Raw genomic sequence first — 12,133 nt, 5'->3', positions numbered from 1 at the left:
AGGAAATGACGTATTTTGGGTGATAGCGAATCAGCTATGACGCGATTTGCGCCCCATCAATGAGGACCTTCAAGACTGATGCTGCCCCGCTTCTTCCCCGGTTTGCTTCCCCACTCTCCTGCAACCTTCTCGCCCAAGTCTCTCGAAATCGCCGGTGCCAAACCGGAAGAGGGCAACGCGCTCGGCGATCTCCCGGAATGGAATCTGGGCGATTTGTACGATGCCCCCGAAGCGCCGGCGCTGAAGGCCGACCTGGAGCAGGCCCGGCAGGATGCGGATGCCATGCACGAGCGCTATGCCGGCAGGTTGGAGGCGCTGCTGGACGGCGGCGCGGGCGGCGATGCGCTGGCCGAGGCCGTGCGTAGTTTCGAGGCGTTGAATGACGTGCTGGGACGCGTCGCCTCCTATGCCAGCCTGCTCTATGCGGCCGACACTACCGATCCGCGGCGCCAGAAATTCTACGGGGATATCCAAGAGACGATCACGGCGATCTCCTCGCAGCTTCTCTTCTTTCCCTTGGAGTTGAACCGTCTCGAGGATGACGCGATCGAGAACGCGCTGGCCACGCCAGCCTTCGGTCATTATCGGCCCTGGGTTGAGGACTTGCGCAAGGAAAAGCCCTACCAGCTTGAGGACAAGCTCGAGCAGTTGTTCCACGAAAAGGCGGTGAGCGGGCGCGGGGCCTGGGACCGGCTTTTCAACGAGACCATGGCGAATTTGCGCTTCGAGGTGGATGGCGAGGCTCTGAGCCTGGAGCCGACGCTCAACCTCATGCTCGACCCGAGTGAGAAGAGCCGCAAGCATGCCGCCAAAGCGCTCGCGAAAGTGTTCAAGGACAACAACCGGCTCTTCACCCTGATCACTAACACGCTCGCCAAGGACAAGGAAATCTCGGACCGCTGGCGTGGCTTCGAGGATGTGGCCGACAGTCGTCACCTCTCCAATCGCGTGGAGCGGGACGTGGTCGACGCACTTGTCGCGGCCGTGCGCGAGTCTTACCCGAACCTGTCGCACCGCTACTATGCGATGAAGGCCAAATGGCTCGGCATGGATCGCCTGAAATATTGGGACCGCAACGCGCCTCTGCCCGAGGAGCCGAAGCAGGTGATCGGCTGGGGCGATGCACGCGATACGGTGTTGAAGGCCTACGGAAATTTCTCGCCGCGCATGGCGGAGATCGCCGGCCGCTTCTTTTCCGACGGCTGGATCGATGCGCCTGTCCGCGAGGGCAAGCAGCAGGGCGCCTTCTCACATCCAACCGTGCCGAGCGCGCACCCTTACGTTCTGCTCAACTATCAGGGCAAGCCGCGGGATGTGATGACGCTCGCCCATGAGCTGGGCCATGGCGTGCATCAGGTCCTGGCCGGCAAGCAGGGTGCTCTGATGGCGCCGACGCCCTTGACGCTTGCCGAGACCGCGAGCGTCTTCGGCGAGATGCTGACTTTCCGGAGACTGCTCGATCAGGCACCCAGCCCCCGCGAGCGCAAGGCGCTGCTCGCGGCCAAGGTGGAGGACATGCTCAACACCGTGGTCCGGCAGATCGCGTTCTACTGCTTCGAGCGGCAGGTGCACACCGAACGTCGCGAGGGCGAACTGACGAGCGAGCGGCTCGGCGAAATTTGGATGGACGTACAGCGCGAGAGTTTGGGGTCGGCGATCGAACTCAAGCCGGAATACGAGACCTTCTGGTCCTACATTCCGCATTTCATACACGCGCCCTTTTATGTCTACGCCTATGCGTTCGGCGATTGTCTGGTCAATTCGCTCTACGCTGTGTACGAAAAAGCCGATGCGGGATTCGCCGAGCGCTATCTCGAAATGTTGTCCGCGGGCGGGACTAAGCATCATAGGGAACTTTTGAAGCCGTTCGGTCTTGATGCTTCCGAGCCCCATTTCTGGTCCATGGGGCTCAAGGTGATCGAAGGGTTTATCGACGAGCTTGAAGAGATGGACCGAGCGGAGGCCTAAGACGATGACTCAGGTTGCGCTGGTTCCCCTGTTTGTTTGGGTCGCCGCGCTAGCCTGCTGGGGTATTTCCCTGTGGCGCGGTCCCCGTCCGCTTCCGCGCTGGTTCGTAATTGATCGGGCCTTGCGCTACGTCTTCGTTTTTCCGCTTGGCGTGCTGGGACTCTGGGCTTTCATCGGCCATGTGATGTTCCCGGTTCGGGCTGCCGCCGCGATCGGGTGGCCGCCGAGCCCGTTTCAGTTCGAGGTGGGATACGCCAACCTGGGGATTGGCCTTGCGAGCCTCTATGCGGCGTTCACGACATTTTACGCGCGGGTGGCGGTGGCGATCGCGGCGTCCTGCTTCCTCGGCGGCGCCGGCATCGGCCATGTTCACGACATTCTGGCCTACGGCAATCTGACCCCCGGCAACGCGGGGCCGATCCTTGTGACGGATTTTCTCACACCGGCGATGGCGCTGGGCTTGTTGATTGCCTCTGTGCGGCGGCCGAAGGAAAAGCCCCGGTCGCCGGACTCCCAAGCACTTGAAGCCGAGATCGAAGTGGCGCGCGGGGCCATGCGCTCCTATCGCGAGGCACTCGACAGGTTCGTCAAAGGGTAGGGCACGCTTGGCGCGCGCCTCGGTTCAATGTTTGGCGAAGATTTCGGTGCTACCGTCCTGCTTCACGAGAAGAACGTCATAGGGCTCGGTCTTTCCGTCCGGCTGTTCCATGCCAGGTGAGCCAAGCGGCATGTCAGGCACGGTGAGGCCCACAGCATCAGGACGTTCGGCGAGCAATCTTTTGATGTCGTCCGCCGGAACATGACCTTCGATCGTGTAGCCCGCGATCAGCCCGGTGTGGCATGAGGCAAGCTTCGGCCCGATGCCGGCTTGGCGCTTGATGCGATCCAGCATGCCGTGCGTGGTGTTTTTTGCCGAGACGCTGAAACCATTCGACTCCAGATAGTCGGCCCATTTCTGGCAGCAGCCGCAACTGGGCGATTTCCAGACCTCGATCGCCGGACGTGCGTCCGGTACCGCGAGGGCCGAGCTGCCGAGTGCAAGCGCCGATAAAACCAACGTCGCGAGAAAGACGAGAGCCCGTCCTAAAATCTTCGGCTGTCCTGCAATCATCGTCAGGGCTCCTTCACTGCCGCAGGCAGCTATCCTATTCGACGAGAGCGACATCGGCGATCACAGGCAGGTGATCGGAGTCCAATCTCGGGCCGATCGACAGATCGATCTTCGCCAAGTGCGGTGAGACGAAGATGTTGTCGATGGGCAGCAGTGGCAGAAGCGGCAGGGTTTTCCAGCGGGCGGGCCAAGTCGGCGCGAAGGTGTTGAGTCGAGCCAAGCCCGTCTCTGCGGAAAATTGCTTAATCTTGTGCGTCCACGGTGTGGCGTTGAAGTCGCCAGCGATGATCACGGGCCCCGTTCGTGAGAGGACGAAACTCGTCAGGGTTTCGAAGTCTGTCTCTTGCTGGATCGGGTAGAAGGGCCGCGCCATATGCGTGCCGACGAGGTCGACTTGGGTGCCGTTCACGTTGAGGCGCGCCCAGTTGACGATGAGCGATCGCCAACAGGGCTCGTCCGGACGGTCGATCCGGCCCTTGTCGACAATTGCGTGCTTGGACAGGATAACGAGCCCATGTCCGCCCGCTTGGTAGGGGTACGGCGCCTTCATATGCTTCAGGAATTCCTCGTGCTTCCAGCGCACCTCTTCCAGAATCACGGCATCGGGGTCGGTCTCGGCAAGGAACGCTTTGACCTTTTGCAGATGGAGGGAGCTCTTGCCCTGCAGGTTGAACGTCGTGATGCGCATGAACCGCTTGGCGTCTTGGCTTGTTTGGTGCGCTGCGCCCGATTGGGTCGGACCGAACGCCAGAAGTGCCATCATAAGCAGGCCGCCACTTGCCAGGATCAAATAGTAGGTGCGCAAGGAGAGACTGAGGAGAAACAGCACCAGCAGGCCAGCGGCCAGCAAAGGCAGGCCGTTATTGAAGATGTCGAGGGGCGGGTAATCGTCCGCCATGACACCGGCTATTAGCGCGGCCGCCGCGAAGAGACAGCCGGCAACGATGGCGGCACTGAGCAATTTTGAAATCGGCATGAAAATGTTGTTCTGAAAAGGATGTTCTAAAAAGTCGGCTATCGCACAGGTCGAATTGCTCCCTATATGTGGGGAGCCATATCGATACGTGAAGGGCAACGTAATTCATGAACGACTTATCGGACAGTCCGGGTCGCGGTTCGCCGAAGAACGATCCCGAGGCGGCGGATCGCGAAAAGAACAGGTTCAGCGCCCGCGCCAGGCGTTATGGTCGCGTCGGCGCGAATGTGGGCGGTGTCGCCGCGCGGATGGCCGGGCGGCGCCTTTTTGGGCTGAACTCGGAGGCAGAGAAGGAAGCGGCTGCACTGGCCATGGCGCTGGGGGGGCTCAAAGGCCCGATCATGAAAGTGGCTCAGCTTCTCGCCACGATTCCCGATGCATTGCCGCCTGAATATGCCGAGGCCCTGGGAAAGCTGCAAAGTCACGCGCCGCCCATGGGCCGTGGGTTCGTCAAGCGCCGCATGGCTGCCGAGCTCGGTCCCGAATGGGAAAGCAAGTTCGCCACCTTCGACTACGAAGCCGCAGCCTCGGCCTCTCTCGGTCAGGTCCACCGGGCGGTGGGCCATGACGGGTGGGCGCTCGCGGTCAAGCTGCAATACCCGGATATGCGGTCGGCCGTCGAAGCCGACCTCGTGCAACTCGGAATGCTCTTCTCTGTCCATCGCCGGATGCGACCGGCGGTCGAGACCTCAGAAGTGCTGATGGAACTTTCCGAGCGGCTGCGCGAGGAGTTGGACTATGAGCGCGAAGCCGGCATGACGCGCCTTTACGGCCTGATCTTCTCAGACGACCCCTATGTGCGTGTTCCGGAGATCTATCCGGACCTCTCGACTGATCGTGTGCTGACGATGACCTGGCTCGAGGGGCGAAAACTTCTGGAGTACAAGGAGCGGCCTCTCGAGGACCGCAACGCCATCGCGCGCGCGATGTTCCGCGCCTGGTGGTTCCCCTTTAGCCATTACGGCGTCATCCATGGCGATCCGCATCTGGGTAACTACACGGTATTCGAGGACGGCGAGGGCAGGGCCACGGGCATTAACCTGCTTGACTACGGCTGCATGCGGACCTTCGCACCCAAATTCATTCAAGGTGTGATCGACCTTTACAACGGGCTCCTCCACGACGATCGGGCCCTGGTCGTGCATGCCTATGAGACCTGGGGCTTCGCGGGCCTGTCCAACGAACTCATCGATATTCTGAACATCTGGGCGAAGTTCATTTACGGCCCCATGCTCGACGACCGTGTGCGCACGATCGCGGATGCGGTGGAACCGGGCATGTATGGGCGCAAAGAGGCCTTCCAGGTTCACCAAGCCTTGCGCGATAAAGGTCCGGTCACCATTCCGCGCGAGTTCGTTTTCATGGACCGCGCGGCGATCGGGCTCGGCGGCGTGTTCTTGCATCTGGACGCTGCGTTGAACTTCCACGATCTGTTCGGCGAGGCCATTGCGGGAGTGGACATTGAAAACGTGACGCAACGTCAGCGCGATGCGTTCGCGCAGGCGCGCGTGCCGCTGCCCGGTGCCGGTGCGACTGAGACAATTTCCTAACAGGGCGCCGACAAGGTGCTGACAACTCGCTGACAAGGGTTGTGATCGGTCCACGCATGGCTGAGGATTCGCGGACGACGCGAATTTCATCCGGAGGAGGGGCGGACGATGGAATGGCTCATCAACGATGCACTGCCGGTCTTGGCGCGCATCTTCATTGTCTGGATTTTTCCGTTCAGCTTTCTCGACAAGGTCATCAATTGGGACATGGCGGTGAAGCAGGCCGAGTCAAGCTGGCTTCCGGGTGGGGCAGCGCTTCTGTATCCGGCCATGGCGGTCGAGTTGCTGACGCCACCCATGATCTTGTTCGGGTTCTTTGATGGCATCGCCGCGTTCGTTCTCGCCGGTTATTGCGCCATCACCGGTCTCATCTATCACAATTTCTGGACCTATCCGCGCTTCTGGTCTCCGACGAGTGCGGGCTACCCGCATATCTGGGACTTCTTCAAGAATTTCGGTCTCGTCGGCGGCTTGATCTTCGTGATGCTCGCCAGCGGCATCTTTCAGACGGTGGAGAAGGAGATCGACGATGTGACCCTGCTGTCGCCCCTTGCGTCGTCTCAAAGCGCCGTTGCCAACGTCGCGACAAAGGTTCGCTGAGCCGATGGACCGTCCAACCCTGTCGTATTGGTTTGTCTGGACGGACGACGATGGCGTGACGCATCAGACCAAGTGCGATCTCACCGATTTTGCTCTGCAAAGCATGGGTGGGCGGGCCGCACCGCAATGGAATGCGCAGGTTTGCGCAGGCAAGAGCAATGTCATGGTCTGTACGCTGCCCGTCGGCTGGGTGGGCGAGTGGCACGAAAATCCCAAACCGCAATGGATTATTCCCCTGTCAGGGTGCTGGTTCGTGGAAACCATGGACGGTGTGCGGGTCGAGATGGGTGCAGGCGAGATTTCTTTCGGCGCGGATCAGCATTCCAAACCCGATGCCGAAGGCCGGCGCGGTCATAAATCGGGCACCGTTAGCAAGGCCCCCGCATCGCTCATGCTGGTTCAATTGGAGGATCCGCGTCTCATGGCCGCGCGCCCCGGCATTTTCAAGTAAGGACGCGCTCCTATGCCGGTCACCAAACTCGAGCGTGTCGTCATAACAGTCGCCGATCTCGACCAAGCCGCCGGGCTCTTTCGCGATGGGCTGGGACTGGACGTCGGTCCGGCACAGAGATTTAGCGATGCGCCGTGGAACGCGCTGCTGGGGCTCGATCCGAGCACGCTCATGCGCACCGCCGACATCGGCTTTCGAGAAGAAGTGCTCAAGCTCGCGGCCTTCGATCCGCCAGGGGCACCGTACCCCGAGCTCCGAGCCTCGAACGATCCATGGTTCGAGCACGTGGCGCTGGTCGCAGGCGACATTCAGGCGGTGTGGTCGCATCTCGAGAAGACTGGCCCCGAAACCGTCACCGCAGGCGGTCCCGTGCTCCTGCCGCCCAACACAGGCAACGTGACCGCTTTCAAGTTTCGTGACTCCGAAGGCCATCCCCTGGAGTTGATCGCCTTTCCGCAAGGAGTCGGCGACCCGCGCTGGCAACAGGGGGGCGCCGGTATTCGCGGGTTCGATCACACCGCCATTACGGTAAGCGATCTCGAGCGGAGCCTGGCATTCTATACCGGGCTGCTGGGGATGCGCGTGGGCGGGCGCTCCTTGAACCAGGGTCCGGAACAGGATCGGCTCGACGGTCTTTCGGGCTGCCTGGTCAACGTGGTGGCGCTCCAGCCCTTGTCCCAGCTGACACCCCATGTGGAGTTACTGCACTACCGGTCACCGCCCAGCCGGGCCTCCGTGATGCCGCCGCATGCGAATGACGTGGCCTCGGTGCGCCAAGTTCACAAAGTAGACGACCTGCCAACGCTGGTGCGGCGCCTCAAGTCGGATGGGGCCGTCTTCGTCTCCGATGGCCTCGTGAGCCTCGCAGATGGGGGCAGTGGGGCCACCGTCAGGGACCCCGACGGGCACATGATTGTACTATTGGACTAGATGTCGGTGGGCCCAGTCCTTTTGAGCTATTATTGCGGGATACTGTGGAGTCTGCTATTTCCCGGGGATGCAACGCTGCCGCGACGTGGCGCGAGGCGATTGCCAAGCAACGACAAGATTTAGGGGGATAGCCGAATGCAGATTGATCCCAAAGCGGGCCACCAGGATATGGACTACGCAGAGCACATGGGAACCTACAAGACGTTCTGTGGGCTGGTGCTGTGGAGTACGATCGCCTGCGTAGTGCTTGTTGCGGCCATGGGGTTCTTCCTAACCTAAGCTCGGGCAACCGGCTTATCGAAGGCGCGTCGCCTTCTTATTCCAAACCCGATAGCGCTTGGGGGAACGCCTGTACTGAACCGGCGTGCCTGCGGCGAAGGGAGCCACGATGATTATAATTGGCATACCCGCTGAGGGTCCCGACGAGCCTCGGATCGGCCTCAGCCCTGAGTCGGTGAAGAAGCTGGTGAAGGCCGGGGCCAAAGTCACCGTACGGTCGGGCGCGGGGCTTCGATCTCATTTTTCCGACGACCAATACCAGGAGGCCGGCGCTTCCATCGCCAAGAGCGATGAAGACGCTGTCGCCGGCGCCGATGTGGTCTTCACGGTCCGACGTCCGCCGGTCGCGCTGGCCAAGGCCATGAAGAAGGGCGCGTCCCTGGTCGGGATGCTGGATCCGTTTTCGGATGCCGACGGCCTTGACGCCCTGGCCAAGACCGGCGTTTCGCTGTTCGCCATGGAGCTGATGCCTCGCATTACGCGCGCGCAGAGCATGGACGTGCTGTCCTCGCAGTCGAACCTTGCGGGCTACAAAGCCGTGGTAGATGCGTCCGCCGCTTTCGAGCGCGCCCTGCCAATGATGATGACCGCGGCGGGCACCGTGCCGGCCGCGCGCGTGTTTGTCATGGGGGCGGGTGTTGCGGGCCTTCAAGCGATCGCCACGGCGCGCCGGCTCGGTGCGATCGTGACCTCGACGGATGTGCGTCCCGCCGCCAAGGAACAGGTCGAGTCTCTCGGCGCGAAATTCATCGCCGTCGAGGACGAGGAGTTCAAGCAGGCCGAGACCTCCGGTGGCTACGCCAAGGAAATGTCCGATGAGTACAAGAAGAAGCAGGCGGAGCTTATCGCGGACCACGTAAAGAATCAGGACATCATCATCACGACGGCGCTCATTCCGGGCCGCCCGGCGCCCAAGCTGATCTCGACGGCGATGATCGAAAGCATGCGGCCTGGCTCCATCATCGTGGATCTCGCCGCCGAGCGCGGCGGAAACGCGGAGTTGACCAAGCCGGGCGAAATCGCCGAGCACAGGGGCGTGCGCATCTTCGGCCAGCTGAACTTGCCGGGCAGAGTGCCTGTCAACGCCTCCAGCCTCTATGCGCGGAACCTTCAGGCGTTTATCGAGCCGTTCATCGACAAAGAAACCAAAGAGCTCGCCATCGATTGGGACGACGAGCTGGCCGTGGGCACCGCTATCGCCCGCGACGGCACCATCGTCAACGAGCGGGTTGCCGGAGGACTGACATCATCCGGAGGAAAGGCATCATGATGACTAGGACCCTTCTGATGGGGATCATCGTTGCGGGGCTGGCGCTTACCTTTGAAGCGTTTTTGCCGGGCGCGGCGCATGCGGCCGAAGCGGCTGCAGAAGACGGCGGCCACGACTTCATCTCGCAGTTCTCGATTTTCGTAATGGCCGTGTTTGTAGGCTACTACGTGGTTTGGAGCGTGACACCGGCGCTGCATACGCCGCTCATGTCGGTGACGAACGCCGTCTCCTCGGTGATCGTTGTCGGCGCGCTGCTCGCGGTCGCAGTCGAGGCCGGAGACGCGGTTGCCTCTTCCGGTCACTGGCTGGCGAAGATTTTGGGATTCGTTGCCCTGATCCTGGCCTCGGTCAACATCTTCGGCGGGTTCCTGGTGACGCAGCGCATGCTCGCCATGTACCGGCGTAAAGACCGCTAGGGGGATTGAACAGCATGTCCTCCGACCTCGTCGCACTGCTCTATCTCGTCTCGGGCGTTCTCTTCGTTCTCGCGTTGCGGGGCCTGTCCTCGCCAGAGACGTCGCGCCAGGGCAACTACATGGGTATGGCCGGTATGGCCATCGCCGTTGTCACAACGCTGGCCGTAGCCCGTCCGGAATCGGGCCTGTCATGGGCTATGATTCTCGGCGGTATCGCCATTGGCGGGACCATCGGCGCGGTCATCGCGCGCCGGATCCCGATGACGGCGATGCCCGAACTGGTCGCTGCCTTCCACTCCCTGGTGGGTATGGCTGCCGTCCTGGTGGCGGCCGCGGCCTATTACGCGCCGGAGGCGTTCGGCATCGGCGCGCCGGGCAACATCCGTGTGGCGAGCCTCGTGGAAATGTCCTTAGGCGCGGCCATCGGCGCGGTCACCTTCACCGGCTCGGTCATCGCCTTCGCCAAGCTATCGGGCCGCATGTCGGGCGCATCGATCCTGCTGCCCGCGCGGCATCTCATCAACATTGCACTCGCGATCGCGCTGATTGTCTGCGTCGTGCTGTTCTGCCAGGAGCAGACGCCGTTCTATTTCTGGGCGATCGTCGGATTGTCGCTGCTGCTGGGCGTGCTCATCATCATCCCCATCGGCGGGGCCGACATGCCCGTCGTGATCTCGATGCTCAACTCGTACTCGGGCTGGGCAGCCGCCGGTATCGGCTTCACGCTGGGCAACACGGCGCTGATCATCACTGGCGCGCTGGTAGGCTCGTCGGGTGCGATCCTGTCCTACATCATGTGCAAGGGCATGAACCGCTCCTTCATCAGCGTCATTCTCGGCGGTTTTGGCGGCGAGACCGCTGGCCCCGCGGGTGGCGGAGAGCAGAAGCCGGTTAAGCTCGGCTCCGCCGAGGATGCCGCCTTCCTGATGAAGAATGCGGAGAAGGTCATCATCGTGCCGGGCTACGGCATGGCCGTGGCCCAGGCGCAGCATGCGTTGCGCGAAATGGCCGATGGTCTGAAAGAAGCGGGCGTCGAGGTCAAATACGCCATTCACCCGGTTGCGGGCCGCATGCCCGGCCATATGAATGTGCTCTTGGCCGAGGCTAACGTTCCATATGACGAGGTATTCGAGTTGGACGATATCAACTCGGAATTCGCCCAGACCGACGTGGTCTACATCATCGGTGCGAACGACGTGGTCAATCCGGCGGCGGAGGACGATCCGACTTCGCCGATCTATGGCATGCCCGTGCTGCAGGTCTGGAAGTCCGGGACCGTGCTATTCAACAAGCGCTCCTTGGCCTCGGGCTATGCGGGTATCGACAACCCGGTCTTCTACAGAGACAACACTATGATGGTGCTGGGCGATGCCAAGAAGATGACCGAAGAGATCGCCAAAGCGCTGTAGCCAGCCCCGTCGGCGAGCCGCTAGGGAAACACCCCGGCGGCCCTCCGAGTCTAAAGCGGGGCCCTAGGGTGCGGCCGCACGCTCGTTAACCATCCAAAAGAAAACGATAAATCGTCAAGATCGGGCCGGGAATCGCCCATTTTGCGGCTGCAATCGGCGCCTAATCCGCTGCGCGGTGCCGCGTGCGCGATGCAATTTGTGAGAGCCACCCATTGACTCTCGCGCTGACCCAACCACCTAGCATGGGGTCGAGACGCCTCCTTTTATAAGTTTAAGCATATATTTCCGAGCTTAAGGCCTTCATTAGGCAAGCATAAACCCTGGTGCTGAGAGTTATACCTAGTGTTCCGTCGAATTGATGGGCTCTTCAAGCGCCATTCATAACTGGTCCCTTATTTGTGGACCGATCAAGGATAAATAAAAGAGAGGCGTTGGCGGGCTCATGTTCAACCTTTTTCTAGCGCTTTTGATCATTTTTGCGCTGTTTTGCCTCGTGGCGAGACTGCTGCACCGCTATTTCATCTATGTCCCCGATCGCACGCGCATCGATCCACGCGAAGCAGGTCTGACAGGCGTCGAGGAGATCGTCTTCAAGGCGCACGATGGCAAAAGGCTAGTCGCCTGGTGCCGGCCGGCTGAAAAGGGCAAGCGCACGCTTCTGTACTTCCCGGGCAATAGCGGCAACGTGGCCGCGCGCGCCGGCAAGATCAAAGCCATCGCCGCGGACGGCTATGGCGTTTTCATCGTCAACTATCGCGGCTATGGCGGATCGGGCAGCCGTCCTACCGAGAAGCGCTTGGTGAAGGACGCCGTGAGCGCCTTCGACACCCTGCGCGGGCTCGGCGTGCCGCCCCGCGATGTCATCGTCTATGGCGAGTCGCTCGGCACCGGGGTTGCAGCCCAGGTCTGCCTGCAGCGCGAGGCCGAGGCCCTTGTGCTGGAATCGCCGTTCACCTCCGTGGTGGATGTGGGCAAGCGGGGCTGGCCGCTCTTGCCGCTGAAGCAGATCATGGTCGATCAGTACCGCACGATCGACTGTATCTGTTCTGTGACTGTGCCTGTGTTCATCGTGCACGGCGGCCGCGATTCAGTCATTCCGCTCGATATGGCGCGTAGGGTGTTTCATGAGGCCAACGAGCCTAAGACCATGACGGTCGTGCCGCGGGCTGGGCA

Annotated in this window: 13 protein-coding genes; 11 read left to right on the top strand and 2 right to left on the bottom strand. The window is 61.5% G+C overall.

Annotated features, from left to right (window positions below; genetic code table 11):
• The first annotated feature begins 78 nt into the window (after positions 1-78).
• Positions 79-1,968, top strand: a complete 1,890-nt coding sequence (locus WBQ77_RS12655) for a M3 family oligoendopeptidase (protein WP_424045428.1) — start codon at positions 79-81, stop codon at positions 1,966-1,968.
• 4 nt (positions 1,969-1,972) lie between these two features.
• On the top strand, positions 1,973-2,566 hold the full coding sequence (locus tag WBQ77_RS12650) for a DUF6790 family protein (protein WP_424060509.1): 594 nt from the start codon (positions 1,973-1,975) through the stop codon (positions 2,564-2,566).
• Positions 2,567-2,590: 24 nt separating this feature from the next.
• On the opposite strand, the gene WBQ77_RS12645 is transcribed toward WBQ77_RS12650, so the two are convergent.
• Both WBQ77_RS12645 and WBQ77_RS12640 read right to left on the bottom strand, forming a co-directional pair.
• Positions 2,591-3,079: a DUF411 domain-containing protein gene (locus tag WBQ77_RS12645; protein WP_424045426.1), complete on the bottom strand. Its 489-nt coding sequence runs from the start codon at positions 3,077-3,079 to the stop codon at positions 2,591-2,593.
• 34 nt (positions 3,080-3,113) lie between these two features.
• Positions 3,114-4,055, bottom strand: a complete 942-nt coding sequence (locus WBQ77_RS12640) for an endonuclease/exonuclease/phosphatase family protein (protein ID WP_424060508.1) — start codon at positions 4,053-4,055, stop codon at positions 3,114-3,116.
• Positions 4,056-4,162: 107 nt separating this feature from the next.
• Between WBQ77_RS12640 and WBQ77_RS12635 the strand changes: the two genes are divergently transcribed.
• The 9 genes from WBQ77_RS12635 to WBQ77_RS12595 form a co-directional block, all read left to right on the top strand.
• A complete protein-coding gene (locus WBQ77_RS12635; RefSeq protein WP_424060507.1) occupies positions 4,163-5,605 on the top strand; it encodes an ABC1 kinase family protein in 1,443 nt (480 codons plus the stop codon).
• A 108-nt stretch (positions 5,606-5,713) separates the two neighbouring features.
• The gene (locus WBQ77_RS12630; RefSeq protein ID WP_424045423.1) at positions 5,714-6,205 is read left to right on the top strand and encodes a DoxX family protein; all 492 of its coding nucleotides are present in this window, start codon (positions 5,714-5,716) and stop codon (positions 6,203-6,205) included.
• A 4-nt stretch (positions 6,206-6,209) separates the two neighbouring features.
• Positions 6,210-6,656 carry a cupin domain-containing protein gene (locus tag WBQ77_RS12625; RefSeq protein ID WP_424060506.1) on the top strand — a complete coding sequence of 149 codons (447 nt, stop codon included), beginning with the start codon at positions 6,210-6,212 and terminating at the stop codon, positions 6,654-6,656.
• 12 nt (positions 6,657-6,668) lie between these two features.
• Entirely contained in the window at positions 6,669-7,586 is a 918-nt protein-coding gene (locus WBQ77_RS12620; protein ID WP_424060505.1) for a VOC family protein, read from the top strand.
• Between the two features lie 135 nt (positions 7,587-7,721).
• The gene (locus WBQ77_RS12615; RefSeq protein ID WP_424045420.1) at positions 7,722-7,865 is read left to right on the top strand and encodes an aa3-type cytochrome c oxidase subunit IV; all 144 of its coding nucleotides are present in this window, start codon (positions 7,722-7,724) and stop codon (positions 7,863-7,865) included.
• Between the two features lie 109 nt (positions 7,866-7,974).
• Positions 7,975-9,135, top strand: a complete 1,161-nt coding sequence (locus WBQ77_RS12610) for a Re/Si-specific NAD(P)(+) transhydrogenase subunit alpha (protein WP_424045419.1) — start codon at positions 7,975-7,977, stop codon at positions 9,133-9,135.
• A 17-nt stretch (positions 9,136-9,152) separates the two neighbouring features.
• Positions 9,153-9,551: a proton-translocating transhydrogenase family protein gene (locus WBQ77_RS12605; RefSeq protein WP_424045431.1), complete on the top strand. Its 399-nt coding sequence runs from the start codon at positions 9,153-9,155 to the stop codon at positions 9,549-9,551.
• A gap of 14 nt (positions 9,552-9,565) precedes the next feature.
• Entirely contained in the window at positions 9,566-10,960 is a 1,395-nt protein-coding gene (locus tag WBQ77_RS12600) for an NAD(P)(+) transhydrogenase (Re/Si-specific) subunit beta (RefSeq protein WP_424060504.1), read from the top strand.
• A gap of 442 nt (positions 10,961-11,402) precedes the next feature.
• Positions 11,403-12,133 (top strand): alpha/beta hydrolase (locus tag WBQ77_RS12595; RefSeq protein WP_424060503.1); only part of this gene is annotated, 731 nt, incomplete at its 3' end.

The sequence above is a fragment of the Methyloceanibacter sp. genome, from assembly GCF_049590335.1.
Taxonomy (GTDB): domain Bacteria; phylum Pseudomonadota; class Alphaproteobacteria; order Rhizobiales; family Methyloligellaceae; genus Methyloceanibacter.
The sequence above is the reverse complement of the archived record's forward strand: the minus strand, read 5'-3'. Positions and strand labels throughout refer to the sequence as shown.